The organism is Gordonia sp. X0973, from assembly GCF_013348785.1.
Classification (GTDB): Bacteria; Actinomycetota; Actinomycetes; order Mycobacteriales; family Mycobacteriaceae; genus Gordonia.
Genome location: NZ_CP054691.1, coordinates 1,274,111 through 1,299,937, shown reverse-complemented (window position 1 = coordinate 1,299,937; position 25,827 = coordinate 1,274,111). Strand labels below are relative to the sequence as shown.

Sequence of the window (25,827 nt, the reverse complement as noted above, 5' to 3'; positions counted from 1 at the left end):
GCTGTGCCCGGGGGGTTCAGGCTTTGGGAACGGAGATGATGAGGGCGTCACCCTGCCCGCCGCCGCCGCACAGCGCGGCCGCGCCGACGCCGCCACCGCGGCGCTTGAGCTCCAGGGCGAGATGCAGCACGAGGCGGGCGCCGGAGGTTCCGATCGGGTGGCCGAGGGCGATGGCGCCACCGTTGACGTTGACCCGTTCCGGATCGATGCCCAGCTTCTTCGCCGACGCCAGGCCGACGACGGCGAAGGCCTCGTTGATCTCCACGAGGTCGAGGTCGGTCGGCTTGATGCCGGCGCGGTCACAAGCCTTGGCGATGGCATTCGCCGGCTGCTCCTGCAGCGACGAATCCGGGCCGGCGACGATGCCGTGCGGCCCGATCTCGGCCAACCAGTCCAGCCCGAGTTCCTGTGCCTTCGCCTTGCTCATGACGACGACGGCACATGCCCCGTCGGAGATCTGCGACGCGCTGCCCGCGGTGATGGTGCCGTCTTTGCGGAACGCCGGGCGCAGTTTGGCGAGGCTCTCGGCGGTCGTGTCGGCGCGCACGCCCTCGTCGACGCGGAACTCGACGGGATCGCCCTTGCGCTGCGGGATCGGCACCGGGACGATCTCGTCGTCGAACACCCCGTCCTCCGCGGCCTTGGCGGCCAGGCGGTGGCTGCGCGCCGAGACCTCGTCCTGCTGCTCGCGGGTGAAACCGTCGGTGTCGTTGGCCGACTCGGTGAGCAGACCCATCGCCTGATCGGTGAACGCGTCGTGGAGTCCGTCGTGGGCCATGTGGTCGACGAGTTCGGCGGGCCCGTACTTGAACCCGCTGCGGCTGCCCGGGAGCAGATGCGGTGCCTGAGTCATCGACTCCTGGCCGCCCGCGACGACGACCTCGACCTCACCCGCGCGGATGAGCTGATCGGCCAGCGCGATGGCGTCGATGCCGGAGAGGCAGACCTTGTTGATCGTCAGCGCCGGAACATCCCAGCCGATCCCGGCCTTGACCGCGGCCTGGCGCGCCGGGATCTGACCGGCGCCGGCGGTGAGGACCTGCCCCATGATCACGTAGTCGACGGCAGAGGCGGGCACCTTGGCCCGCTCCAATGCCCCCTTGATCGCGATGGCGCCCAGGTCGACGGCACTGAAGTCCTTCAGCGAGCCGAGGAGCCGGCCGAAGGGCGTGCGGGCCCCGGCGACGATCACGGTGGAAGAAGCGGATCCGGAACTGGACATGGACGACTCCTGTGACAAAGTATTTCGCGACCCGCTTTGGCGGATCGCCGCACCATAACGCTACCTTTAAGGCATGAGCGACTCACCCACCACCCTCATCAACGACCTCGTCGTCGGCGTCGATCACGTCGGCATCGCGGTCCCCGATCTCGATGTCGCCAAGGCCTGGTACGCAGACCATCTCGGCTTCACGACCCTCCACGAGGAGGTGAACGACGAGCAAGGTGTCCGCGAGGCCATGATCGGCCCGAAGGACGGCGGTGACGGCGCGGTCATCCAGCTCCTTGCACCGCTGAACGACGAGTCGACGATCGCCAAGTTCCTCGACCGGAGCGGTCCGGGCCTGCAGCAACTCGCGGTCCGCGTCACCAACGTCGACGAGGTGGTGGAACGACTGACCGCGGCCGGCGTGCGGGTCCTCTACCCGCAGGCCAAGCGCGGCACCGCGGATTCGAGGATCAACTTCGTACACCCGCGTGACGCGGGCGGAGTGCTCCTTGAACTCGTCGAACCAGCTCACGGCGAACACTAGGCTGTACCCATGGCCGATACACGTCAAACCCGATTCCCGCTGGTCCGGCGCGGTTACGACCCCGACACCGTCGAACAGCAACTCGGCGTCCTCAACTCCGAGCTCCATCTCCTCTCCACCGATCGCGACGCCGCCGTCGCCCATGCCGGCGAGTTGGCCGCCCATCTCGAGCAGGCCCGCGAGGAGATCGAGAATCTGCGACGGGAGGTGGACAAGCTCTCCGTCCCGCCGACGACGGCCGCCGGGATGAGTGAGCGGCTGTCCCGGATGCTCCAACTGGCTTCCGACGAGGCCTCCGAGATCCGTGCGAACGCACGGGCCGAGGCCGACGAGATCCGCTCGGTCGCCGAGCAGGACGCCCAGGCAGCCCACGAGAAGGCGATGGAGACCCATCGCGAGACGAGCGCGGAACTCGAGAAGCGCAAGGCCCAGCTCGAGGCCGACGTCGTCGCCGCGGAGAAGTCGCGCGACGAACTGCTGGCCTTGGCCGCCGCCGAGGCGGAGAAACTCCGCGGTGACGCACGCAGCCAGTCGCGCAACACCCTGGAGTCCGCGCAGTCCGAGGCCGAACGACTCGCCGCCGAAGCGGAGGCCGAGGCGGAACGACTCACCTCCGAGGCCCGCGCCGAGGCCGAACAGCTGTTGGCGACGACGCGCGCCGACGCCGATGCGGTGTCCTCGTCGGCGAAGAAGCAGGCCGACGAACTCACCGCCGACGCGAAGAAGCATGCGGACGAGTTGACCTCCGACGCGGAGAAGCATGCCGCCGAGACCAAGGCCGACGCCGAAAAGGCCCTCGCCGACGCCCAGGACCTGGCCGAACGCACGCGTCTGGCCGCCGACGAGATGGCGGCCGAACGCCTGCAGCAGGCCCGCGACCTGGCCGCGAAGACCAGGGCGGCGCACCACGAGACGCTGGCCCGCCTCGCCGACCTGGCCGACCACCTGGCGCTGGCACCGGAGTTGTCGACCGCCGAACTCGACGAGATCGCCGAACTCGACGACGACACCGACGCCGCCTTGCTCTCGCAGCGCGCGGCGGTGGTCAGCCGCTCGGTCACGAAGTCGGCCGTCGCCGGTCGCCGGCGTTCGGTCACCCACCGGGGCGGATCGACGAGCGCCTCGACGGACCGGTCGTGACCGGGGGCGGTCACTCGGGCTGATCGGACCGAAACCCCCTGCGGGTGAAGCGCGCCGTCAGAAGAGGCGGAACTCCGGACTCTCCATGCCGCGCAGCTCGTCGTAATCCAAGATCAGGCACCGGATCCCGCGGTCAGTCGCGAGGGTCCGGGCCTGGGGCTTGATCTGCTGTGCGGCGAACACCCCGGCGACGGGGGCGATGCTGGTGTCGCGGTTCAGCAGTTCGAGATAGCGGGTCAGCTGTTCGACGCCGTCGATCTCGCCGCGCCGCTTGATCTCCACGGCCACCGTCGCACCGTCGGCGTCGCGGCACAGCAGGTCGACCGGGCCGATGGCCGTCGGGTACTCCCGGCGAACCAGCGTATAGCCGGTCCCCAGCTTCTCGACGTGCTCGGCGAGCAGTTCCTGCAGGTGCGCCTCGACGCCGTCCTTGACCAATCCGGGGTCGACGCCGAGTTCGTGGCTGGAATCGTGCTCGATCTCGGCGATGGTGATGCGCAGCTGCTCCCCCGCCTTGTTCTCCACGACCCAGACGGCCTCGGCGGCGCTGTCCGCGGGTACATCCTCCTCGGTGAGCCAGCAGGGCGGGCTCATCCAGTTGAGGGGCTTATAGGCCCGGTCGTCGGCGTGGACGCTCACCGAGCCGTCCGACTTGATCAGCAGCAGCCGCCGCGCCATCGGGAGATGGGCCGTCAACCGACCCGCATAGTCGACCTGACATTCCGCTACGACCAGACGCACACCGGCTAGCTTAGACACATGAGAATCTTCGTCGCCTACCTGGCCAACGATGGGGGCGCGGACGCGGTTGTGCTAGCGGGCCGGCTCGCCCGATCGGTCGGCGCCGAACTCGACATCGGGCTCATCGCCCCGGCACACCAACCGGGCGCCGATCCCGCATTGCTCGACGTGGTCAGCGAGCAAGCGGCGGATTGGCTCGAGCAGGCGCGGGCCCTGGTCCCCGACGTCGAGTCGGAGGCCCACGTCGCCTTTCACGACTCGATCGCCGCGGGCATCATCGCCGAGGCCACCCGAGTCGGGGCAGTCCTGATCGTCGTCGGCGCCTCCGGCGGCGGGATAGTCGGCAGCCATTCGCTGGGCAGCGTCGTCAACGACCTCCTGCGCGCCTCCCCGCTCGCCGTCGCCCTCGCCCCGCGCGGGACGCGGAACTCGCCCGTCGAGCGGACGACGCGCGTCACCTGTGCGCTCGGTCGACGCGCCGGCTCGGCCGGGCTCCTCGGATTCGCGGTCGAGGCCGCCCGACGCGCCGCGGTGCCCCTGCGGCTCATCTCTCTGGTGGCACTCGATCAGCTACCCGGCGGGGGCGCCGACCCGACGGCTCCCGAACGGGCCGTCGAGCACGCCCACGAGGCGTTGGCGAAGGCACGCGAGGTCCTGCCGCCCGACATCGAGATCACCGTCGACGCCGCGCACGGCTCCACCGTCGAGGAGGCCGTGGCGAAACTGGACTGGCATGACGGAGATCTGCTGATGGTGGGCTCGAGCCGACTCGCCGCGCCGCAGCGGATCTTCCTCGGCGCGACCGCGGCCAAGATGCTCCGAGTGATCTCCGAGCCGGTTGTCATCCTGCCGTCCCAGCCGGAGAGCAACTGATACGCGCGACTTTCACGTGCAGAAAGCCGCGAAGAGCGCAAATAGCAAAGCACCCCCGGACCGAAGTCCGGGGGTGCTTTGTAAATTGTGTTCGGCGGTGTCCTACTCTCCCACACTGGTTAGGGTGCAGTACCATTGGCGCTGGAGGGCTTAGCTTCCGGGTTCGGAATGGGGCCGGGCGTTTCCCCTCCGCTATAGCCGCCGTAACTCTGTGAAATTAGCACACCGCAGGGTGTGTTGTTTCAGAGTTGCATAGTGGATGCGTTGTTTTCTTGTTGGTTGATGCTGTTCAACACTTGTTGGAGTCACCAATAGTGGTGAAGTGTTGTTGTAAGTCCTCGGCCGATTAGTACCAGTCACCTGAACACATTGCTGTGCTTACAGTTCTGGCCTATCAACCCCATGGTCTGTGGGGGGCCTTACCCACGCGTAGGTGGTGAGAAACCTCATCTTGGAACAGGCTTCCCGCTTAGATGCTTTCAGCGGTTATCCCTTCCGAACGTAGCTAACCAGCGGTGCTCCTGGTGGAACAACTGGCACACCAGAGGTTCGTCCGTCCCGGTCCTCTCGTACTAGGGACAGGTTTCCTCAAGTTTCTTACGCGCGCGGCGGATAGAGACCGAACTGTCTCACGACGTTCTAAACCCAGCTCGCGTGCCGCTTTAATGGGCGAACAGCCCAACCCTTGGGACCTACTCCAGCCCCAGGATGCGACGAGCCGACATCGAGGTGCCAAACCATCCCGTCGATATGGACTCTTGGGGAAGATCAGCCTGTTATCCCCGGGGTACCTTTTATCCGTTGAGCGACACCGCTTCCACTTGCCGGTGCCGGATCACTAGTCCCGACTTTCGTCCCTGCTCGACATGTACGTCTCACAGTCAAGCTCCCTTGTGCACTTACACTCAACACCTGATTGCCAACCAGGCTGAGGGAACCTTTGGGCGCCTCCGTTACTTTTTGGGAGGCAACCGCCCCAGTTAAACTACCCACCAGGCACTGTCCCTGAACCAGATCATGGTCCGAGGTTAGAGGTCCAATACGGTCAGAGTGGTATTTCAACAATGACTCCACCCACACTGGCGTGCGAGTTTCACAGTCTCCCACCTATCCTACACAAACCGAACCGAACACCAATACCAAGCTATAGTGAAGGTCCCGGGGTCTTTTCGTCCTGCCGCGCGTAACGAGCATCTTTACTCGTACTGCAATTTCGCCGAGTCTGTGGTTGAGACAGCAGAGAAGTCGTTACGCCATTCGTGCAGGTCGGAACTTACCCGACAAGGAATTTCGCTACCTTAGGATGGTTATAGTTACCACCGCCGTTTACTGGGGCTTAAATTCTCAGCTTCGCCACCAAAGTGGCTAACCGGTCCTCTTAACCTTCCAGCACCGGGCAGGCGTCAGTCCGTATACATCGTCTTACGACTTCGCACGGACCTGTGTTTTTAGTAAACAGTCGCTTCTCTCTGGTCTCTGCGACCACCCCCAGCTCACAGCGTAAAGCCGGTCACCAGGGCTGGTCCCCCTTCTCCCGAAGTTACGGGGGCATTTTGCCGAGTTCCTTAACCACAGTTCTCTCGATCGCCTTAGTATTCTCTACCTGACCACCTGTGTCGGTTTGGGGTACGGGCCGTGTACCAGCTCGCTAGAGGCTTTTCTCGGCAGCATAGGATCATGGATTTCGCCTCAACGGCTACGCATCACCTCTCAGGATATATGGAACACGGATTTGCCTATGTTCCTCCCTACAGGCTTACACCAGCACTACCATCGACTGGCCCCACTACCTTCCTGCGTCACCCCATCGCTTGACTACTACAACCGAGGTCCCATGCAGCACCCGCCGGCCACCCGAAGGCGGTCCATAGGGATTTGGATGGTTAGTACAATTGATTCGCCACTGGGCGCGGATACACGGGTACGGGAATATCAACCCGTTGTCCATCGACTACGCCTGTCGGCCTCGCCTTAGGTCCCGACTCACCCTGGGCGGATTAACCTGGCCCAGGAACCCTTGGTCATTCGGCGGCAGAGTTTCTCACTCTGCTTTCGCTACTCATGCCTGCATTCTCACTCCCACACCCTCCACAACTGGATCACTCCGCTGCTTCCACGGATGCAGGACGCTCCCCTACCCACCCACACCACTAGACACCATCCCGTAGAACGATGCCGATGTCTTGTGTGAGTGCCGCGGCTTCGGCGGTGTACTTGAGCCCCGCTACATTGTCGGCGCAGGACCACTTGACCAGTGAGCTATTACGCACTCTTTCAAGGGTGGCTGCTTCTAAGCCAACCTCCTGGTTGTCTTCGCGATCCCACATCCTTTTCCACTTAGTACACGCTTAGGGGCCTTAGCCGGCGATCTGGGCTGTTTCCCTCTCGACTACGAACCTTATCGCCCGCAGTCTCACTGCCCCGCTCTCACTTACCGGCATTCGGAGTTTGGCTGACGTCAGTAACCTAGTAGGGCCCATCGGCCATCCAGTAGCTCTACCTCCGGCAAGAAACACGGGACGCTGCACCTAAATGCATTTCGGGGAGAACCAGCTATCACGGAGTTTGATTGGCCTTTCACCCCTACCCACAGCTCATCCCCTCCATTTTCAACTGAAGTGGGTTCGGGCCTCCACGACGTCTTACCGTCGCTTCACCCTGGCCATGGGTAGATCACTCCGCTTCGGGTCCAGACCCAGCGACTCAAATCGCCCTATTCAGACTCGCTTTCGCTACGGCTACCCCACACGGGTTAACCTTGCCACTGAGCACTGACTCGCAGGCTCATTCTTCAAAAGGCACGCCATCACCCACCCACAAGGGCGCAGGCTCTGACGGATTGTAAGCGTCCGGTTTCAGGTACTATTTCACTCCCCTCCCGGGGTACTTTTCACCTTTCCCTCACGGTACTAGTCCGCTATCGGTCACCAGGAAGTATTCAGGCTTACCGGGTGGTCCCGGCAGATTCACAGCAGATTTCACGGGCCCGCTGCTACTTGGGGACACGCGTCAAACGAGACCACACACTTTCAGCTACCGGACTCTCACCGTCTACGGCGGACCATTCCAGGCCACTTCGCCTAACATGCAGTTTTCTCACTCGCCTCCAGCACGGCAGCACCGGACAACACGACCCCACAACCCCACACACACAACCCCTGCCGAGTATCACATGCGCATGGTTTAGCCTCCTCCGCTTTCGCTCGCCACTACTCACGGAATCACAATTGTTTTCTCTTCCTATGGGTACTGAGATGTTTCACTTCCCCACGTTCCCTCCACACCGCCTATACATTCAACGGTGGGTAACACGACATCACTCGTGCTGGGTTTCCCCATTCGGACACCCTCGGATCACAGCTCGGTTGACAGCTCCCCGAGGCTTATCGCAGCCTCCCACGTCCTTCATCGGCTCCTGGTACCAAGGCATCCACCGAACGCCCTTACACACTTACAACAACACCTACACCCACACCCCAACATGAAGCTGGGACACGAATGTAACCATCGCAACAGTGCACAAAACTGTGCCCACACCCACAGGGCGCGGAACACACAATGCTTACAAAAACCATTAGAAATTGCAGCACACAAAACAACCCCACACAGGGACTGCTTCGGATGCTCGCATCCACTATGCAATTCTCAAACAACACACACCCACCCACCCCAACACCCACACAATCCACAAGGACCATGCCTTCACGGGCGGTAGTCGGCCGGCATCCGAGACCAACACACATCCGTGTGTTCCCTCAGAACCCCGATAGTGTGCAACAAACCCCCACCCCCCACGACTGTGGGAGACAGGAAACCAGACGAACCCACCACCTAGGGCAGACCCATCCATCACGGCCGTTGTTCGACGTTTCACCCATGAACATCAACCCCGCCGAACCACACTCGGGCCCGAAACAGGACATGTTGATAGCTCCTTAGAAAGGAGGTGATCCAGCCGCACCTTCCGGTACGGCTACCTTGTTACGACTTCGTCCCAATCGCCGATCCCACCTTCGACAGCTCCCTCCACAAGGGTTAGGCCACCGGCTTCGGGTGTTACCGACTTTCATGACGTGACGGGCGGTGTGTACAAGGCCCGGGAACGTATTCACCGCAGCGTTGCTGATCTGCGATTACTAGCGACTCCGACTTCATGGGGTCGAGTTGCAGACCCCAATCCGAACTGAGACGCGCTTTAAGGGATTCGCTCCACCTCACGGTATCGCAGCCCTCTGTACGCGCCATTGTAGCATGTGTGAAGCCCTGGACATAAGGGGCATGATGACTTGACGTCATCCCCACCTTCCTCCGAGTTGACCCCGGCAGTCTCCTGCAAGTCCCCGGCATAACCCGCTGGCAATACAGGACAAGGGTTGCGCTCGTTGCGGGACTTAACCCAACATCTCACGACACGAGCTGACGACAGCCATGCACCACCTGTACACCAACCACAAGGGAAACGATATCTCTACCGTCGTCTGGTGTATGTCAAACCCAGGTAAGGTTCTTCGCGTTGCATCGAATTAATCCACATGCTCCGCCGCTTGTGCGGGCCCCCGTCAATTCCTTTGAGTTTTAGCCTTGCGGCCGTACTCCCCAGGCGGGGTACTTAATGCGTTAGCTACGGCACGGATCCCGTGAAATGGAACCCACACCTAGTACCCACCGTTTACGGCGTGGACTACCAGGGTATCTAATCCTGTTCGCTCCCCACGCTTTCGCTCCTCAGCGTCAGTAACTACCCAGAGACCCGCCTTCGCCACCGGTGTTCCTCCTGATATCTGCGCATTTCACCGCTACACCAGGAATTCCAGTCTCCCCTGTAGTACTCAAGTCTGCCCGTATCGCCTGCACGCCTACAATTGAGTTGCAGAATTTCACAGACGACGCGACAAACCGCCTACGAGCTCTTTACGCCCAGTAATTCCGGACAACGCTCGCACCCTACGTATTACCGCGGCTGCTGGCACGTAGTTGGCCGGTGCTTCTTCTCCAGGTACCGTCACTTACGCTTCGTCCCTGGCGAAAGAGGTTTACAACCCGAAGGCCGTCATCCCTCACGCGGCGTCGCTGCATCAGGCTTGCGCCCATTGTGCAATATTCCCCACTGCTGCCTCCCGTAGGAGTCTGGGCCGTGTCTCAGTCCCAGTGTGGCCGATCACCCTCTCAGGTCGGCTACCCGTCGTCGCCTTGGTAGGCCATTACCCCACCAACAAGCTGATAGGCCGCGGGCCCATCCCAAACCGCAAAAGCTTTCCACCAACCCCCATGCAGGAGAAGGTCATATCCGGTATTAGACCCAGTTTCCCAGGCTTATCCCAAAGTTTGGGGCAGATCACCCACGTGTTACTCACCCGTTCGCCACTCGAGTACCCCACAAGTGGGGCCTTTCCGTTCGACTTGCATGTGTTAAGCACGCCGCCAGCGTTCGTCCTGAGCCAGGATCAAACTCTCCATGAAAAAACAAAGAAAACAACCAACCCAAAAAGAGTCAGCCATCCTCAGAACAATCCTCACAGAGGCAAAAACCCCAGCAAAAACAATCCAAAAAACAAACTGGCATCAAAAAACAATGACACCACAAAAAATATGGCATCAAACAACAAAATTTGTCACACACTATCGAGTTCTCAAAGAACACACACCCACCGGCGCCATCCACATCGTGGACGCTCTCCAGCAAGCTGAGTTTTGTTGGGCGTTGACCCTCATTTGGGGCAACTCTCCCATCCTAACAGACTCGGTCAGACTTGGCAAACATGCGTCTACCTGGTCGAGATCGGGCTGTTCGGGGAGTCAACGCGGAACCCGGTTTCCTTATTCCGGCCGACCCTCTCGGGCTTGGCCGGCGGCGCCGTGGCGCGCTGACTTGAAAGAAGTTACGCGGAAGTGTCCGAGAGGTCAACTTAGCGCCGAGTGACCTCGACCACAGCACGTCCGATCGCCCATCCGTGCAGGTCGGGGCGCCGCGCGGCCCTCGTCGGACCGCGTGCTCACTCCGAGACGCGCTCGATCTTGCCCCCCAGCGAACGGAGCAGTTCGACGAAGTCCGGATACCCCCGATCGATGTGTTCCACGTCGTGGACCTCGGTCACCCCGTCGGCGCACAGACCCGCCAGCACGAGTCCCGCGCCGGCGCGGATGTCCGACGACCACACCGGCGCGCTGGAGAGCTGCTCGACGCCGCGGATGACCGCGTGATGTCCGTCGGTGCGCGCATCGGCGCCCAGCCGGACCATCTCCTCGACGAACCGGAACCGCGCCTCGAAGACGTTCTCGGTCACCACCGACATGCCGTCGGCGACCGCGGCCAGCCCGATCACCATCGGCTGCAGGTCGGTCGGGAAACCCGGGTACGGGAGCGTGGAGACATTGATCGCCTCGGGTCGGCCCTCCTGGCGCACCCGGAACCCGTCGTCGAACCGGTCGACGGTCGCACCGGCGTCGACGAGCTTGTTGAGCACCAACGAGAGGTGCTCGGGCAGGACTCCGCGCACCGTCACGTCGCCCCGGGTCATCGCCGCAGCGATCCCCCACGTCGCACCGACGATCCGGTCGCCCACCACGCGGTGCGTCGTCGGCGACAATCCGGGCACGCCGGTCACCGTCAACGTCGACGTCCCGGCGCCCTCGATCTGCGCACCCATCTGGCTGAGCATCTCGCACAGGTCGACGATCTCGGGCTCGCGGGCCGCGTTGTCGACCGTCGTCACGCCGTCGGCGAGCACCGCGGCCATCAGAATGTTCTCGGTGGCACCCACCGACGGGAACTCCAGCGCGATCGGCGCGCCGACCAGTCTCTCGGCGGAGGCCACCACGCAGCCGTGCTCGATGGAGCTCTCCGCCCCCATCGCCCGGAGCCCGGCCTGGTGCATGTCGAGCGGGCGCGACCCGATCGCATCTCCGCCGGGCAGTGCGACGACCGCCCGGCGACACCGGGCCATCAGCGGGCCGAGTACGCACACCGACGCGCGGAACTGTTTCACCGCGTCGAAGTCGGCGTGATAGCTGGGCTCGGCCGGCGACACGATGCTCACCTCGTCGCCGTCAATCGTCACGTCGGCACCGAGCCCGCGCAGCACCTCGGCCATCAACGGCACGTCGGCGATGTCCGGGGCGTTGGTCAGGACCGTGGTCCCCTCGGCCAGCAGCGCTGCCGCCATCAGCTTCAGCACGCTGTTCTTGGCGCCGGTCACCTGGACTTCACCGGTCAGCCGGGCTCCACCCGACACCAGAAAGCGATCACTCACCCCCGTAGCTTATCCACTACCGTGATGCCATGGCCGTACACCTCACACGCATCTACACCCGGACCGGCGACGACGGGACGACCGGGCTCTCCGACTTCTCCCGGGTCACCAAGAACGACCTGCGGGTCGCGGCCTATGCGGACTGCGACGAGGCCAACGCGGCGCTGGGTATGGCCCTCACCCTCGGCGGATTGCCGTCGGAGGTGGCCGCCGTCGTGGCCACCGTGCAGAACGACCTCTTCGACGCCGGGGCCGACCTGTCCACCCCGGTCGTCGCGGACCCGAAGTACCCGCCCCTGCGCATCGAGCAGTCCTATATCGACGCCCTGGAACGCTGGTGTGACTCCTTCGGGGCCGACCTTCCCGCCCTGGACTCGTTCATCCTCCCGGGCGGCACGCCAGGCGCCGCGCTGCTCCACCACGCCCGCACCGTGGTGCGACGAGCCGAACGCTCGGCCTGGGCCGCCATCGACGCCCATCCGGACGACACCTCAGTGTTGCCGGCGAAATACCTGAACCGACTCTCGGATCTGCTGTTCATCCTGGCGCGGGTCGCGGCCGGGCCGGCCGGCGACGTCAAGTGGGTGCCCGGGGGCAATCGCACGCGCCCGGAGGCGGCAGCGGGTCCCGCCGACGCCGAGCACCGGCCGGACGCGCAGTAGCGCTGCTCAGCGTCCGCGGCGGGCGCGCCGGGGCGGCGACGACTCCAGCCACGCCTGCAACGCGGTCAGCGCCTCCGGGGTCATCCCCAGCTCGTACGCGCCACCCGCGCCGTCGGCCCCCGGTGCGAGTTCGATGACGACCATCCCGTCGAGGATCTCCCGCTCGGTGCCGCGCGGATCGCGCCGGCCGACGATGGACATGGCGCTGCGGACGAGGGTCACCGTCGGACCCAGGCGGAATGTGACGAGCCGGTAGTAGACCAGGGTGTCGTCACCGTAGTGGGCCGAGCCGTGGCGCCAGCCCGCGTCCTCCGCCGCGGGTATCGGGCGCAGCAGGATCGGCACCCCCATCCGGCGCATCTCGACGAGTCGGTAGAGCGCGACCGCGACGACGAGAACCGCGATGGTCAACGCCACGGCGAGCACGACGAGCAGCGCGATCATCGCGCCACCCCCGGCGCGAGACGCCAAACGCCCGACTGGTGACGAACACCGGGTCGGGCGCTTGGCGTGAACTGCACGGACTACCGGGACAGGGCCGCGGATGCCGCGAGACGGGACTTGGCGAGCAGGTGTGCCGCGGTTCCGGCCTCGGCTGATTCCAGCGCCGCCGTCTCCGCGGCGACGTCGACCGATTCGACCCACTCGGCGGTCTCGGCGAGCACGGTCACCACGTCGGTCGACACCGAGAGGAATCCGCCGGTCACCGCTGCGACGCGGCGCGTGCCGTCCGCCTCGGTGACCGCGACGTAGCCGCCGTCGGTCAGCTGGCCCAGCAGCGGCGCGTGGCCGGCCAGGATGCCCAACTCACCGTCGGTCGTCTGCGCCACCAGCGTGGTCGCGTCGCCCGAGTACAGGCGCTCGTCGGCCGAGACCACCTCGACTCGAAAACTGTTGTCGGCCATGACGGCGACCTACTTCGCGAGCTTCGCGGCTGCGGCCTCGACGTCGTCGAGACCACCACAGCTGTTGAAGGCCTGCTCGGGCAGGTGGTCGAACTCGCCCTTGCAGACACGGTCGAAGGCGTCGATCGTGTCGGCCAGCGGGACGACCGAGCCGACCTGGCCGGTGAACTTCTCGGCGACGAGGAAGTTCTGGCCGAGGAAGCGCTGCAGGCGGCGGGCGCGGGCGACGGTGACCTTGTCCTCTTCGGACAGCTCGTCCATACCGAGGATCGCGATGATGTCCTGCAGCTCCTTGTACTTCTGCAGGATTCGCTTGACCTCGTTGGCGACGCGGAAGTGCTCGTCGCCGACGATCGAGGCCTCGAGGATTCGCGACGTGGAGGTCAGCGGGTCGACGGCCGGGTAGATACCGAGCTGCGAGATCGGGCGGGAAAGCTCGGTCGTCGCGTCCAGGTGGGCGAAGGTGGTCGCCGGAGCCGGGTCGGTGTAGTCGTCGGCGGGGACGTAGATCGCCTGCAGCGAGGTGATCGAGCGGCCCTTGGTCGACGTGATGCGCTCCTGCAGCTCACCCATCTCGTCGGCCAGCGTCGGCTGGTACCCGACGGCCGACGGCATACGGCCGAGCAGCGTGGAGACCTCGGAGCCGGCCTGCGTGAAGCGGAAGATGTTGTCGATGAACAGCAGCACGTCCTGGTGCTGCACGTCGCGGAAGTACTCGGCCATGGTGAGGGCCGAGAGGGCGACGCGCATACGCGTCCCCGGCGGCTCGTCCATCTGGCCGAAGACGAGGGCGGTGTCCTGGAGGACGCCCATCTCCTCCATCTCCAGCTTGAGGTCGGTGCCCTCACGGGTGCGCTCGCCGACGCCGGCGAACACCGAGGTGCCGGAGAACTCGCGGGCGATACGGGTGATCATCTCCTGGATCAGAACGGTCTTGCCGACACCGGCACCACCGAACAGACCGATCTTGCCGCCCTTGACGTACGGGGTGAGCAGGTCGATGACCTTGATACCGGTCTCGAGGATCTCGGTCTTGCCCTCGAGCTGGTCGAAGGCCGGGGGCTTGCGGTGGATGCCCCACTGCTCGCCGTCGCGGCCGGTGCCCGGAGCGTCCAGGCAGTCGCCCAGTGCATTGAAGACGTGGCCCTTGACGACGTCGCCGACGGGAACCGAGATGGGCTTGCCGGTGTCGACGACCGCCGCACCGCGGACCAGGCCGTCGGTGGGCTGCATCGACACGGCGCGCACCACGTTGTCGCCGAGGTGCTGGGCGACCTCGAGGGTCAGCGTCTTGGCGACCGCCGGCAGGGTGATCTCCGTGTGCAGGGCGTTGAACAGGTCGGGGATCGCGCCGCGCGGGAACTCCACGTCGACGACGGGGCCGATCACGCGGGCGACGCGACCGGCGGTGGCCGAGGCGCCGCCCTTGGTCTTGTCGGTGACTGCTGCAGTCATGGTTTCTTCTCTTTCCTCGATATGTCTTTTGGCTAGTGCGAGAGCGCTTCGACGCCGCCGACGATCTCGCTGATCTCCTGCGTGATCTGTGCCTGACGGGCCTGGTTGGCCTGGCGGGACAGGGTCTTCTCCAGCTCGGTCGCGTTGTCGGTGGCCGCCTTCATGGCGGTACGGCGCGCCGCGTTCTCCGAGGCCGCCGACTCCAGCAGGGCCGCGAAGATCCGCGACGCCACGTAACGCGGCAACAGGGCGTCCAACAGCTCCTTGGGCTCGGGCTCGAAATCGATCTCCGGGCCCACATCCGCACCGTTGGTGGTGTCGAGCATGTCCTCACCCATGTTGAGGTGCTCGACCTCCAGCTCGACGTCGATCGGCGCCATCCGGCGAACCGTCGGACGCTGGGTCAGCATCGAGATGAACCGCGTGTAGACCACGTGCAGCTCGTCGTACCCGTCGATGTCGTGACCGTCGAGTTCGACCTTCTCATCCGAGCCGGCCAGGAAGGCGTCGACGAGGTGCTTGATCGCCCCGTTGATGTCGGCGAACACCGGCTGCTGGGAGAACCCGGTCCAGCTGGCGACGATCGGGCGGTCGCGGAAGCTGTAGTAGCCGACGCCCTTGCGGCCCATCACGTAGAGGACCGGCTCCTTGCCCTGCGAGCGCAGCAGCGTGACGAGCTCCTCGGTCTCCTTGAGCACGTTGGAGTTGTAACCGCCGCACTGTCCGCTGTCGGAGGTGACCACCAGGATCGCCACGCGACGCGGGTTCTCCCGCGCCGTGAGCAGCGGGGAGTCCAGCGACACCGAGGCGTTGGCCAGCGTGGTGACCACCTTGGTGATCTCCTGCGCGTAGGGCCGCGCCGCGGCCACCCGGGCTTGCGCCTTGGTGATCCGCGAGGTCGCGATGAGTTCCTGCGCCTTGGTGATCTTCTTGGTCGATTGGATCGACCGGATCCGCGAGCGCAGCTCCCGAATGGTTGCCATCGCCTACTTCTTCTTCTTGGTCACCCGGATGGTCTCGGGCTCGACGTCATCGGCGTCGAGGGCCGGAGCCTCGGGTTCGTTGACGACTCGGCTGCCGTCGCTGGCGACGAAGCCCTCCTTGAAGTTGTTCGTCGCCGTGGTCAGGGCCGCGATGTCGTCGTCGGACAGCGCACCGCCGCCGGCGATGTTGCTGTAGACGCCGGCCGCGCTGTGGTGCAGGTCGGCGAGGAGCTCGGATTCGAATCGACGGATGTCGTCGACCGGGACCGAGTCCATGAAGCCCTCACCGCAGAGGTACAGCGAGACGATCTGGTCCTCGACCGAGACCGGCGAGTACTGGTCCTGCTTGAGCAGCTCCACCCAGCGGGCGCCGCGCTCGAGCTGCGCCTTGGACGCGGCGTCGAGGTCGGAGGCGAAGGCCGAGAAGGCCTCCAGCTCGCGGAACTGGGCGAGCTCCAGGCGCAGCGAACCCGAGACCTTCTTGAGGCCCTTGGTCTGCGCCGCGCCGCCGACGCGCGACACCGAGATGCCGACGTTGATGGCCGGGCGGACACCCTTGTTGAAGAGGTCCGACTCGAGGAAGACCTGGCCGTCGGTGATCGAGATGACGTTGGTCGGGATGAACGCCGAGACGTCGTTCGCCTTGGTCTCGATGATCGGCAGACCGGTCATCGAGCCGCCGCCCATCTCGTCGGACAGCTTCGCGCAACGCTCCAGCAGACGCGAGTGCAAGTAGAAGACGTCACCCGGGTAGGCCTCGCGGCCCGGCGGGCGGCGCAGCAGCAGCGAGATGGCGCGGTAGGCCTCGGCCTGCTTGGAGAGGTCGTCGAACACGATCAGGACGTGCTTGCCCGCGTACATCCAGTGCTGGCCGAGGGCCGAGCCGGTGTAGGGGGCGAGCCACTTGAAGCCGGCCGAGTCGGAGGCGGGAGCCGCGACGATGGTCGTGTACTCCATGGCGCCGGCCTCTTCCAGCGCGGTCTTGACGCCCGCGATGGTGGAGCCCTTCTGGCCGATGGCGACGTAGATGCAGCGGACCTGCTTGTCCGGGTCGCCGGTCTTCCAGTTGTCCTTCTGGTTCAGGATGGCGTCGATGCAGACCGCGGTCTTGCCGGTCTTGCGGTCGCCGATGACGAGCTGGCGCTGTCCGCGGCCGATGGCGGTCATGGCGTCGATCGCCTTGATGCCGGTGGCCAGGCTCTCCTCGACGGGCTGGCGCTCCAGCACCGATGCGGCCTGCAGTTCGAGGACGCGCTCCTCCTCCGCCTTGATCGGGCCGAGGCCGTCGATCGGGGCGCCGAGGGGATCGATCACGCGACCCAGGAAGTCGTCGCCGACGGGCACCGAGAGCACGTTGCCGGTCCGCTTGACCTCCTGGCCCTCCTCGATGTTCTCGTAGTCACCGAGGATGACCGCGCCGACGGCGTCGAGGTCGAGGTTCAGGGCCACGCCGCGGATGCCGCCGGGGAACTCCAGCAGCTCGTTGGCCATGGCGCCCGGCAGGCCGCTGACGTGGGCGATGCCGTCGCCGGTGTCCACGACGGTGCCGACCTCTTCGCGGGTGGCACTCGTGTCCACCTCCTTGGTGTACGTACTGAGCGCGCTCCGAATCTCATCGGAGGAGATGGTCAACTCCGCCATGTGCTTACTCTCCTGGCTTGGTGATCGTGGTGTCGATCAAGTGGTCGTTTGGGGTTTGGGGGCTACCGCAGGCCGCGTCGGACGGCGGCGAACTTGCCGGCGACGCTTCCGTCGATCTGCTCGTTGCCGACACGGACCACCACTCCACCGAGGAGGGCGGGGTCGACGTCGACGTGGAGGGTGACCGGCGAGCCGAGGTCGGCCTCGAGCTTGTCGGCCAGCTGCTCGCGCTGCTTGTCGGACAGTGCGGCCGCGGAGCGGACGTGTGCGACCCGGCGGCCGCTGATGCCGGCCGCCTGGTCGGCGAGCGCCGCGAGTGCGTCGGCCGGGAACTGCTGGGCCCGCTCGATCGCATCGACGGCCAGCTTCTCGGTCACCGGATTCACCTTCTTGGCGACCAGCGACCGGATCAGACCGGCCCGCTCGGCCGTGCCGCGGCTGCGGTCCGACAACGCCTGCTCGAGCTCCGGGTTGGCCGCGATGATCCGACCCAGCCGGAACAGCTCGTCCTCGACCGCGTCGCCGTCGCCCGCCGCGTCCGCCGAGCGCAGCAGCGCCAGCACACCGAGGTCGTGGACGCCGGAGACGAGGTCGGACGAGGTAGACCACTGACCGCCGGCGGCCGCCGCGACCACGTCGCGGGTGGGGTCGCCGACCTTGCCCGCGAGCACGGCCTTGGCCACCGCGCCCCGCTCGGCCGGCGGAACCGCCGCCTCGGTCAGCGCGGTCAGCAGCTCTCGGTTGTCGCCGAGGAGACGGGACACCTCCAGCAGCTCGTCGCCGGTGGTGGCGGCGGTCTGCGCGGAGCCCGTGGCTGATTCCAGCACGGCGCGGGCCCCGGCAAGGGCCTCACGTGAGGATGCTGCGTACATCTACCTTTTCGTCCTGTCTCGTAATCCGGGCCGGCTACTTGGCGTCGAGTTCGGCGAGGAAGCGGTCGACGGTCGCCGACTGCTTGCCGGGATCGCCGAGCGACTCCCCGACCAGCTTCTCGGCCAGGTCGATCGACATCTTGCCGACGTCGCCGCGCAGCTCGGAGACCACCTGCTGGCGGGAAGCCTCCAGCTGCTGGTTGCCCGCCGCCACGATGCGGTCGCTCTCCTCCTGGGCGGCGGTCGTCGCGTCCGCGACGATCTGCTGCCCCTGGGCGCGTGCCTCTTCGCGGATGGCGTTGGCCTCTTCGCGGGCGCCCGAGAGCTTCTCGCGGTAGGCCGCCAATTCGGCGTTGGCCTGGGCCTGTGCCGCCTCGGCGCGCTCGATGCCGCCCTCGATCGCGTCACGGCGCTCGTCGAGCACCTTCTGGTACGCCGGGAGGACGAACTTCCAGAACACGAAGAAGACGACGGCAAACGCGACCAGCGACCAGACGATGTCGTAGGTGTGCGGAAGCAGCGGGTTGGGCGGCTTCTCGCCATCCTCTGCCAGAAGCAGAGTCAGTTTGGTTGCGTTGATCATGTCTGGGCTCAGATCAGAAAATGAAGCCGGCGACGATACCGATCAGCGCCAGGGCCTCGGAAAGTGCGATACCGAGGAACATGGTGGTCCGGATCTGGCCGGACAGCTCGGGCTGACGGGCCATGCCTTCGATGGCCTTGCCGGCCACGATGCCGACGCCGATGCCGGGGCCGATGGCGGCGAGGCCGTAGCCGATGGCGCCGAAGCCTTTGCCGGTGACGTTGTTGTCGGCGGCCAGCGTCGCGGAGTCGGCGAGGGTCTGGGCGATGTAGCTCATCTTGCTATTCCCTTTCTAAATGGCTCCCCATCCGGATGGATGAGCAGTCAGGTTCTCTTGTTGTTGTCAGTAGGTGGTCAGTGTGAGTCGGCGTGGATCGACTGGTCGATGTAGACCGCGGTCAGCAGCGCGAAGATGTAGGCCTGCAGGGCGATCACCAGCAGTTCGAAGAACGTGAAGGCGACACCGACGAGCAGGGCGAACGGTCCGAAGACGATCATCCAGTTCTTCGCCTCGAAGAAGAAGAACTGGGTGGCCGCGAAGAACAGCACCAGCATGATGTGGCCGGCGAGCATGTTGGCCATGAGACGGACGGTCAGCGTGAACGGCCGCAGGATGAAGGTCGAGATGAACTCGATCGGGATCAACAGGAAGTGGATCGGCAGCGGCACGTCCGGCAACACCGTCGACGCCTTGATGAATCCGAAGAAGCCGTATTTGCGGAAGCCCACCCAGAGGTAGGTGACGTAGGCGACCGCGGCCATCGTCATCGGGAACCCGATCCGCGCGTTCGACGAGATGTTCAGGAACGGGATGATCGACGTCAGGTTCAGGAAGATCGTCGCGAAGAAGATCGTCGCGATGATCGCGAGGTACTTGCGACCATTCTCCTTGCCCAGGATCTCCTCGGCGATCTGCACGCGGACGAAGTCGAGCATGCTCTCGGCCACGTTCTGGACGCCGGTCGGGATGAGCTTGCGGCCGCGCATCGCGAAGAAGAAAAACAGCGCCAGCAGAACCACGACGCCGAGCCGGATGATCATCAGCCGGTCGAGGGCGAACCACGTACCCTCGAACAACACCTGCGGCGGGAAGAAGTCGTCCAGTGTGGGCGCGTGGAATCCGGAGCCAGATTCGGCCGTGAAGACGGTGATCAGCGTTCACTCCCATGGTCGGGCCCGACTGTCGTCGTGACGACGCGGGTTCGATCGGACAGCCCCGCCAAGGTGCGCGGGACACAAGTCAGGATGGCGCCGTCGGGTGAATGATCCCGAGCGCAACCTTTTCTTGTTTCGGTGTGATCAGAACTTTATCAAGTTCCGCTCAGGTGCACGGTCACCGGGGTCGGTTTCCCTGCGGAAATGCTCTACGACTCATTGTAGTAGTTGACTCCCGACCACGCCAATCGCACCATAGCGCAGGATTGGGTGTCGTCGGACTATTCGGGCGATACCTCGTCGACGTAGGGCACACGGGTGCGCAACACCCCGTAGAACTCGGCGCCGAGCACCACGACGATCGTCCCGATGAGCATGCTGACCAGCGCACCCTTGTCGTAGAACGTCATGTTCTTGAGGATCGCCATCACCACGATCGCGGCCAGCATCTTGAGGAACCACGAGCCCAAGATGACGTACATCGAGGTGAACGGCGGCAAATTCGAGGTCACCAGCACGACGACGAGGGTGATCAGGATGAACGCGCCGCCGACGGAGGCGCCGATCAGCACTCCCCACAGTCCCGGTGTCCCCCGCAACGGCCACCAGACGGCCAGGCCGATCACGATGAGCAGCACCAGGCCGATCACCCCGTAGCGCAGCCCGACCTTCAGCGCGCCCAACGGATCGGTGAACGCGCGGACGATGTCGGGGGTGTCTTCAGCCATGCCAGACAGTTTAGGGCGCCGCCGCCGCGATCACGCAGACGGGGCGGGGCGGAAGAACCGGATGATGCGGGGCAGGAACGTGAAGGTCAGGGCCACGAACAACCCGACGCAGAAGACCGGGCCGACGACCCGCAGCGGCGCGACCGTGCTCGCCGACACCGAGAGGGCCAATACGCCGACCCACAGGTAGATCAGCAGCGCCACGCGCGACTGCGAGTGACCGAGCTGCAGCAGACGGTGGTGCAGGTGCATCTTGTCCGGCGTGTAGAAGCCGACGCCGGCGCGCGTGCGGCGCACCACCGCCATCAGCATGTCCAGCATCGGGATGAACATGATGGCCGCGACCAAGATCAGCGGCGAGAGCAGGGTGAAGACATCCGCCGTACCGTAGGCGTTGGGCGAGATCCGGCCCGACGCACTGGTCGACGCCGCGGCCAGCATCAAGCCGATCAGCATCGCGCCCGAGTCCCCCATGAAGATCCGGGCCGGACTGAAGTTGTGCGGTAGGAATCCCAGGCAGGCGCCGGCCAGCGCGACCGTAATCAGCGCGGGCGGGTAGTAGCTGGAGTCGCCGCCGAGGTCGCGCAGCTGGCCCAGGGAGAACAGGCAGATCGCCAATGCCGCGATGAGCCCGAGACCGGCGGCCAGACCGTCGAGGCCGTCGACGAAGTTGATCGCGTTGATCGTCGCGACCGTGATCACGACGGTCAGCAGCCCCGCCTGCAGCGGGTCGAGCACGAGGGTCCCGATGTTGCCCACCGGCACGTTGAACACGTACCAGCTGACGCCCATGATGACGAGCACACCGGCCGCGGTCAGCTGCCCGACGAACTTGGTCAGCGCGTCCAGGCCCCACCGGTCGTCGACGACGCCGACCAGCACGATCACCAATCCGGAGACGATCACCGCCAGCATGTCCGGGGTGTAGGCGAAACCGCGGTTGAGCGCGGGCAGTTGCGCGGCCAGCGCGATGGCGGCGACCGCCCCGATGAACATGCCCACCCCGCCGAGGCGGGGTGTCGGGATGACGTGGACGTCGCGCGCGCGGGGCACCGCGACCGCGCCGACCCGGATCGCGAAGACCCGCACCAGCGAGGTCACCAGGAAGGTCACCGCGGTCGCCGTCGCACCGACCAGCATCAACTCGCGCAGCGGTACACCGGCCCCGGAGGAGCCGGAACTCTGCTTGGCCGCGATCAGCTCGACGATCACGCGCTCGCCAATACGTCGAGGATCCGGTCGCCGATGGCGACCATGTCCGCCGCGGTAGCCCCGCCGGCAGTCACCGTCGGGGTGCCGACGCGGATCGCGGACCCCTGGTTGACGGGTTCCGGGTCGAAGGGGAGCACCGCCTTGTCGACGACGATGCCTGCTGTCGAGAGCGCGTCGGCGGCGGCGCGCCCGGTCAGGCGCAGCGCGGACACGTCGACCACGGCCAGGTGGTTCTCGGTCCCGCCGGACACCACCCGCAGACCGCCGTCGGTGAGCCGGTCGGCCAGCGCGGCGGAATTCTCGACGACCCGCCGCGCGTAGGCCCGGTAGTCGTCGGTGGCCGACTCGGCGAAGGTGACGGCCTTGGCGGCGATCGCCGCGACGAACGGCCCGCCCTGCAGGAACGGGTAGACCGCCCGGCTCAGCGCCTCGCCGTGTTCGGCGCGCGCCAGGATCACTCCCCCGCGCGGACCGCGCATGATCTTCTGGGTCGCGACGGTCACCACGTCGGCGTAGGCGACCGGGTCTGGTCCGATGCCGGCGATCGACAACCCGGCGATATGCGCGGCGTCGACCCACAGGATGGCGCCGCACTCGTCGGCGATCGAGCGCATCGCGGCGAAATCGATGTGGCGCGAATAGCTGGAGGCGCCCGCGACGAGCAGTCGCGGCTTGTAGTAGAGCGCGGCCTCCCGCACGCGGTCGTAGTCGATCCGTTCGGTGGCCATGTCGAGCTCGTAGAACTCGGGGCTGAACCAGCGACCGGAGAAGTTCGCGCTCGATCCGTGCGACTGATGGCCGCCGTGGCGCAGCGAGAGGGAGAGCAGGCCGTCTCCGGGCTGGGCGAAGGCGGCGTACACCGCCTGGTTCGCCGTCGACCCCGAGACCGGCTGCACGTTGACGTAGTCGGCGCCGAACAACCCCCGTGCGCGTGCCACCGCCAGCCGCTCGACCTCGTCGGCCACCTCGCAGCCGCCGTGATAGCGGTGCCCGGGGTATCCCTCGGCGTACTTGTCGCCGAATACGCTGCCCAGCGCCGCGCGGACCGCGGGGGTGGAGACCGACTCGCTGGCGACGAGCGACACCGCGCCGTCGCGGCGGGCATTCTCCGCGTCGACCAGGTCGGCGATCTGCGGATCGGCCGCCCGCAACCGCTCCCCGTCGCTCTCGGTCTTCCCGGTGCTCACGAGACGGCCCTCAGTTCGGCCGCGTCGAGGTCCAGCACCTCGCCGATCCGCTCGGCGCTGATCGCCCCCTCGCGCAGGATGCGCGGCGTCTCGCCGGTGACGTCGACGATCGTGGAGGCCACCGCCGCGGCCGACGGCCCGCCGTCGAGGTAGACCGACACCGAGTCGCCCAGCTGTTCGCGGGCGGCGCCCACCGTCGTCGCCGGCGCCTGCCCGGAGACGTTGGCGCTGGAGACGGCCATCGGGCCGACCTCGCGCAGCAACTCGATCGCCACCGGGTGCAACGGCATGCGCAACATCACGGTCCCGTCGGTGTCGCCCAGGTCCCAGGCCAGCGACGGGGCCTGCTGGACGACGAGGGACAGGCCGCCGGGCCAGAAGGCGCGGGTCAGTTCCCGCGCGGCCAGCGGCACCGACAGCACGAGTCCGTCGATGGTGTGCCACGAGCCGACGAGCACCGGGACGGGCATGTCGCGACCGCGACCCTTGGCGGCCAGCAGGTCGGCCACCGCCTCGCCGTCGAAGGCGTCGCAGCCGATGCCGTACAGGGTGTCGGTGGGGAGCACGACGAGCCGCGACGATTTGGCCGCGGCGACCGCGGCCGAGATGCCCGCCGGACGGGCTTGCGGATCCGTGCAGTCGTAGACAGTGCTCACCGTTTCATCCTTGCACAGCGGTATGCAGCCTCGGCGCACCGGCGAGGTCGGATCGCGCGGTGATTCCGGTGAATCCGGCCGCCTCGAGAGCGGCGGCGACGGCGGTGCCGGTCGCGTCGTCGTGCTCGACGCCCAGCGCCGTCCCCGATCGGCCCAGCCCGCGCACCGCGTCGAGCATCGGCACGATGACGGCCATGCCGTCCGGGCCGGCGAAGACCGCCTCCGCCGGATCCGCGCGCACCTCCGGGGACACCCGCGTCGGCACGCCGTCCTGCATCGTCGGGACATAGGGCGGGTTGGCCACGACGAGGTCGAGCGGCTCGTCGACCGGCCATCCCAGCGGTTCGGCCTGCTCGGCGAGGGCACGGCGCATGCCGTCGGGATCGGTGACGTCGGCGGCAAGGACCACGATCCGCTGCGCGATCGGCAGCGGCTGGGCGGCGATGTTGCGGCGCAGCCAGGTCAATGCGGCGGCGGAGCGTTCGACGGCGAGGACGCGGAGGTCGGTGCAGGCGGCGGCCAATCCGATGGCCAGCGCGCCGCTGCCGGAACAGAAGTCCGCGACCACCGCGTCGGCCGGGGCCGTCGACACCGCCCACTGCAGGAGCAGTTCGGTCTCCGGGCGCGGGATGAACACGCCCGGTCCGACGCGCAGGTCCACCGCCGCACCGTCGGGCAACCCGAATGCGACGCGGCCGATCACGTGCTGCAACGGCTCGCGGGCCTCGCGCCGACGGAGCATCTGCTCGAACTCGGCGGCGGCGCGCGGCGGCACGTCGTCGACGAGGAGCAGTCGGCCGCGGTCGACCCGCAGGGCGTGGGCGAGCAACCAGTCGGCATCCGCCCGGGGCGACTCCACCCCGGCGGCGCTCAGGCGGGCGACCGCGTCCGCGATCAGCACCGACGGCGAGGGGTCACTCACACTCACTCCGCCACACTCACTCGGCGGCGAGGCGGGCCTGCTTGTCGGCCTCGACGAGCGCGTCGAGCAGCGCGTCCATGTCGCCGCCGAGCACCGTGTCGAGGTTGTTGGCCTTGTAGCCGATGCGGTGGTCGGCGATCCGGTTCTCCGGGAAGTTGTAGGTGCGGATCCGTTCCGAGCGGTCCACCGTGCGGATCTGCGCGGCGCGGCCCTCGGCGGCGGTGGCCGCCGCCTCCTCCTCGGCCTGGGCCTGCAGCCGGGCGGCGAGGACCTGCATCGCGCGCGCCTTGTTCTGCAACTGGGAGCGCTCGTTCTGACAGGTCACGACGATCCCGGTCGGGAGGTGGGTCAGGCGCACCGCCGAGTCGGTGGTGTTGACTCCCTGGCCGCCCTTGCCGGAGCTGCGGTACACGTCGACGCGCAGATCCTTGTCGTCGATGACGACCGCCTCGACCTCGTCGGGCTCGGGGTAGACCAGCACACCGGCGGCCGAGGTATGGATGCGTCCCTGCGACTCGGTGACCGGCACGCGCTGCACGCGGTGGACTCCGCCCTCGAACTTGAGCCGCGACCAGACGCCGTCGCGGGTGGCCTGCGGGGCGCGGATCGAGAGGGTGGCCTCCTTGTAGCCACCGAGATCGGACTCGGTGACGCCGAGAACCTGGGCCTTCCAGCCGTGGCGCTCGCAGTATTTGAGGTACATCCGCACGAGGTCGGCGGCGAACAGGGCCGATTCCTCGCCGCCGGCGCCGGGGCGCACCTCGAGCACCACGTCGTCGGCGTCGTGCGGGTCGCGCGGGGCGAGCAGATCGGTCAGCGCCGCGTCGAGGTCGGCGACCTGCTGCGTCAGCGCCGGGATCTCCTCGGCGAAGGACGGGTCGTCGGCGGCCAATTCGGTGGCGGCGGCGAGGTCGTCGCGGGCCGCGACGAGCTTGGTGTGCGTGGACATCACCGGGCCGAGTTCGGCGAAGCGCTTGGCGACGCGGCGCGCGTTCGCGGCGTCGTCGTGCAGCGACGGGTCGGAGAGCTGCGCCTCCAACCCGGCGTACTCGGCCAGGATGTCGTCGATCGCCGACGGTTGCTCGGCAGCCATGCCGTCCTCCCTCGT

General features: G+C 66.3%; 22 protein-coding genes and 3 rRNA genes. 4 read left to right on the top strand and 21 right to left on the bottom strand.

The annotated features are described in order from the left end of the window. Positions 1-16: 16 nt before the first annotated feature. The gene (locus tag HUN08_RS06395; protein WP_124248351.1) at positions 17-1,222 is read right to left on the bottom strand and encodes an acetyl-CoA C-acetyltransferase; all 1,206 of its coding nucleotides are present in this window, start codon (positions 1,220-1,222) and stop codon (positions 17-19) included. A 73-nt stretch (positions 1,223-1,295) separates the two neighbouring features. Here HUN08_RS06395 and mce point away from each other — a divergent pair, with 73 nt between their 5' ends. Both mce and HUN08_RS06385 read left to right on the top strand, forming a co-directional pair. Continuing rightward, on the top strand, positions 1,296-1,754 hold the full coding sequence (mce, locus tag HUN08_RS06390; protein WP_124248350.1) for a methylmalonyl-CoA epimerase: 459 nt from the start codon (positions 1,296-1,298) through the stop codon (positions 1,752-1,754). Between the two features lie 9 nt (positions 1,755-1,763). After that, positions 1,764-2,894 carry a hypothetical protein gene (locus HUN08_RS06385; protein WP_124248349.1) on the top strand — a complete coding sequence of 377 codons (1,131 nt, stop codon included), beginning with the start codon at positions 1,764-1,766 and terminating at the stop codon, positions 2,892-2,894. Positions 2,895-2,951: 57 nt separating this feature from the next. Here HUN08_RS06385 and nucS read toward each other — a convergent pair whose 3' ends face one another. Further along, the gene (gene nucS / locus HUN08_RS06380) at positions 2,952-3,635 is read right to left on the bottom strand and encodes an endonuclease NucS (RefSeq protein WP_124248348.1); all 684 of its coding nucleotides are present in this window, start codon (positions 3,633-3,635) and stop codon (positions 2,952-2,954) included. Positions 3,636-3,653: 18 nt separating this feature from the next. On the opposite strand from nucS, the gene HUN08_RS06375 reads away from it, so the two are divergent. Then, the gene (locus HUN08_RS06375; RefSeq protein WP_124248347.1) at positions 3,654-4,508 is read left to right on the top strand and encodes a universal stress protein; all 855 of its coding nucleotides are present in this window, start codon (positions 3,654-3,656) and stop codon (positions 4,506-4,508) included. Positions 4,509-4,597: 89 nt separating this feature from the next. Here the strand turns inward: HUN08_RS06375 and rrf are convergent. From rrf to murA, 4 genes are all read right to left on the bottom strand, one after another. Continuing rightward, positions 4,598-4,714, bottom strand: a 5S ribosomal RNA gene (gene rrf, locus HUN08_RS06370). Between the two features lie 120 nt (positions 4,715-4,834). Beyond that, a 23S ribosomal RNA gene (locus HUN08_RS06365) occupies positions 4,835-7,965 on the bottom strand. 482 nt (positions 7,966-8,447) lie between these two features. Further along, a 16S ribosomal RNA gene (locus HUN08_RS06360) occupies positions 8,448-9,968 on the bottom strand. The 16S, 23S and 5S rRNA genes sit together here, the layout of an rRNA operon. A gap of 533 nt (positions 9,969-10,501) precedes the next feature. Further along, positions 10,502-11,758 carry a UDP-N-acetylglucosamine 1-carboxyvinyltransferase gene (gene murA / locus HUN08_RS06355; RefSeq protein ID WP_124247921.1) on the bottom strand — a complete coding sequence of 419 codons (1,257 nt, stop codon included), beginning with the start codon at positions 11,756-11,758 and terminating at the stop codon, positions 10,502-10,504. A gap of 29 nt (positions 11,759-11,787) precedes the next feature. Between murA and HUN08_RS06350 the strand changes: the two genes are divergently transcribed. Continuing rightward, positions 11,788-12,420, top strand: coding sequence for a cob(I)yrinic acid a,c-diamide adenosyltransferase (locus HUN08_RS06350; protein WP_124247922.1), 633 nt, complete (start codon positions 11,788-11,790; stop codon positions 12,418-12,420). A gap of 6 nt (positions 12,421-12,426) precedes the next feature. Here HUN08_RS06350 and HUN08_RS06345 read toward each other — a convergent pair whose 3' ends face one another. The 15 genes from HUN08_RS06345 to prfA form a co-directional block, all read right to left on the bottom strand. Further along, positions 12,427-12,864, bottom strand: a complete 438-nt coding sequence (locus HUN08_RS06345) for a DUF2550 domain-containing protein (RefSeq protein ID WP_124247923.1) — start codon at positions 12,862-12,864, stop codon at positions 12,427-12,429. Positions 12,865-12,944: 80 nt separating this feature from the next. Then, the gene (locus HUN08_RS06340) at positions 12,945-13,325 is read right to left on the bottom strand and encodes a F0F1 ATP synthase subunit epsilon (RefSeq protein WP_124247924.1); all 381 of its coding nucleotides are present in this window, start codon (positions 13,323-13,325) and stop codon (positions 12,945-12,947) included. Positions 13,326-13,334: 9 nt separating this feature from the next. Further along, positions 13,335-14,780 carry a F0F1 ATP synthase subunit beta gene (atpD, locus tag HUN08_RS06335; RefSeq protein WP_124247925.1) on the bottom strand — a complete coding sequence of 482 codons (1,446 nt, stop codon included), beginning with the start codon at positions 14,778-14,780 and terminating at the stop codon, positions 13,335-13,337. Between the two features lie 32 nt (positions 14,781-14,812). Continuing rightward, positions 14,813-15,763 (bottom strand): F0F1 ATP synthase subunit gamma, encoded by a 951-nt coding sequence (locus HUN08_RS06330; RefSeq protein WP_124247926.1) that lies wholly within the window; start codon positions 15,761-15,763, stop codon positions 14,813-14,815. A 3-nt stretch (positions 15,764-15,766) separates the two neighbouring features. After that, positions 15,767-17,404 (bottom strand): F0F1 ATP synthase subunit alpha, encoded by a 1,638-nt coding sequence (gene atpA, locus HUN08_RS06325; RefSeq protein ID WP_124247927.1) that lies wholly within the window; start codon positions 17,402-17,404, stop codon positions 15,767-15,769. Positions 17,405-17,466: 62 nt separating this feature from the next. Then, positions 17,467-18,276: a F0F1 ATP synthase subunit delta gene (locus HUN08_RS06320; protein ID WP_124247928.1), complete on the bottom strand. Its 810-nt coding sequence runs from the start codon at positions 18,274-18,276 to the stop codon at positions 17,467-17,469. A 34-nt stretch (positions 18,277-18,310) separates the two neighbouring features. Then, positions 18,311-18,859 (bottom strand): F0F1 ATP synthase subunit B, encoded by a 549-nt coding sequence (locus HUN08_RS06315; RefSeq protein WP_124247929.1) that lies wholly within the window; start codon positions 18,857-18,859, stop codon positions 18,311-18,313. Between the two features lie 13 nt (positions 18,860-18,872). Further along, on the bottom strand, positions 18,873-19,136 hold the full coding sequence (locus tag HUN08_RS06310; protein WP_124247930.1) for an ATP synthase F0 subunit C: 264 nt from the start codon (positions 19,134-19,136) through the stop codon (positions 18,873-18,875). A gap of 77 nt (positions 19,137-19,213) precedes the next feature. Next, positions 19,214-20,014 carry a F0F1 ATP synthase subunit A gene (atpB, locus tag HUN08_RS06305; protein WP_301546972.1) on the bottom strand — a complete coding sequence of 267 codons (801 nt, stop codon included), beginning with the start codon at positions 20,012-20,014 and terminating at the stop codon, positions 19,214-19,216. Positions 20,015-20,295: 281 nt separating this feature from the next. Further along, a complete protein-coding gene (locus HUN08_RS06300) occupies positions 20,296-20,742 on the bottom strand; it encodes a hypothetical protein (protein WP_124247931.1) in 447 nt (148 codons plus the stop codon). A 30-nt stretch (positions 20,743-20,772) separates the two neighbouring features. Then, a complete protein-coding gene (locus HUN08_RS06295; protein WP_301546971.1) occupies positions 20,773-21,882 on the bottom strand; it encodes a glycosyltransferase family 4 protein in 1,110 nt (369 codons plus the stop codon). A 68-nt stretch (positions 21,883-21,950) separates the two neighbouring features. After that, entirely contained in the window at positions 21,951-23,141 is a 1,191-nt protein-coding gene (gene glyA / locus HUN08_RS06290) for a serine hydroxymethyltransferase (protein WP_124247932.1), read from the bottom strand. Then, the gene (locus HUN08_RS06285; RefSeq protein ID WP_124247933.1) at positions 23,138-23,797 is read right to left on the bottom strand and encodes an L-threonylcarbamoyladenylate synthase; all 660 of its coding nucleotides are present in this window, start codon (positions 23,795-23,797) and stop codon (positions 23,138-23,140) included. Before HUN08_RS06285 ends, glyA begins: the two co-directional genes overlap by 4 nt. 4 nt (positions 23,798-23,801) lie before the next feature. Then, on the bottom strand, positions 23,802-24,719 hold the full coding sequence (locus tag HUN08_RS06280; RefSeq protein ID WP_124247934.1) for a HemK/PrmC family methyltransferase: 918 nt from the start codon (positions 24,717-24,719) through the stop codon (positions 23,802-23,804). 16 nt (positions 24,720-24,735) lie between these two features. Then, positions 24,736-25,812, bottom strand: coding sequence for a peptide chain release factor 1 (prfA, locus tag HUN08_RS06275; RefSeq protein WP_124247935.1), 1,077 nt, complete (start codon positions 25,810-25,812; stop codon positions 24,736-24,738). Between the last annotated feature and the right edge of the window lie 15 nt (positions 25,813-25,827).

Coding starts and splice junctions, on each gene's coding strand:
- HUN08_RS06350 (WP_124247922.1), top strand. CDS start 11,788: ATGGCCGTACACCTCACACGCATCTACACCCGGACCGGCGACGACGGG.
- HUN08_RS06320 (WP_124247928.1), bottom strand. CDS start 18,276: ATGTACGCAGCATCCTCACGTGAGGCCCTTGCCGGGGCCCGCGCCGTG.
- atpD (WP_124247925.1), bottom strand. CDS start 14,780: ATGACTGCAGCAGTCACCGACAAGACCAAGGGCGGCGCCTCGGCCACC.
- HUN08_RS06315 (WP_124247929.1), bottom strand. CDS start 18,859: ATGATCAACGCAACCAAACTGACTCTGCTTCTGGCAGAGGATGGCGAG.
- HUN08_RS06310 (WP_124247930.1), bottom strand. CDS start 19,136: ATGAGCTACATCGCCCAGACCCTCGCCGACTCCGCGACGCTGGCCGCC.
- HUN08_RS06395 (WP_124248351.1), bottom strand. CDS start 1,222: ATGTCCAGTTCCGGATCCGCTTCTTCCACCGTGATCGTCGCCGGGGCC.
- HUN08_RS06330 (WP_124247926.1), bottom strand. CDS start 15,763: ATGGCAACCATTCGGGAGCTGCGCTCGCGGATCCGGTCGATCCAATCG.
- mce (WP_124248350.1), top strand. CDS start 1,296: ATGAGCGACTCACCCACCACCCTCATCAACGACCTCGTCGTCGGCGTC.
- HUN08_RS06385 (WP_124248349.1), top strand. CDS start 1,764: ATGGCCGATACACGTCAAACCCGATTCCCGCTGGTCCGGCGCGGTTAC.
- HUN08_RS06345 (WP_124247923.1), bottom strand. CDS start 12,864: ATGATCGCGCTGCTCGTCGTGCTCGCCGTGGCGTTGACCATCGCGGTT.
- atpA (WP_124247927.1), bottom strand. CDS start 17,404: ATGGCGGAGTTGACCATCTCCTCCGATGAGATTCGGAGCGCGCTCAGT.
- HUN08_RS06300 (WP_124247931.1), bottom strand. CDS start 20,742: ATGGCTGAAGACACCCCCGACATCGTCCGCGCGTTCACCGATCCGTTG.
- HUN08_RS06375 (WP_124248347.1), top strand. CDS start 3,654: ATGAGAATCTTCGTCGCCTACCTGGCCAACGATGGGGGCGCGGACGCG.
- HUN08_RS06340 (WP_124247924.1), bottom strand. CDS start 13,325: ATGGCCGACAACAGTTTTCGAGTCGAGGTGGTCTCGGCCGACGAGCGC.
- prfA (WP_124247935.1), bottom strand. CDS start 25,812: ATGGCTGCCGAGCAACCGTCGGCGATCGACGACATCCTGGCCGAGTAC.
- HUN08_RS06295 (WP_301546971.1), bottom strand. CDS start 21,882: ATGCTGGTCGGTGCGACGGCGACCGCGGTGACCTTCCTGGTGACCTCG.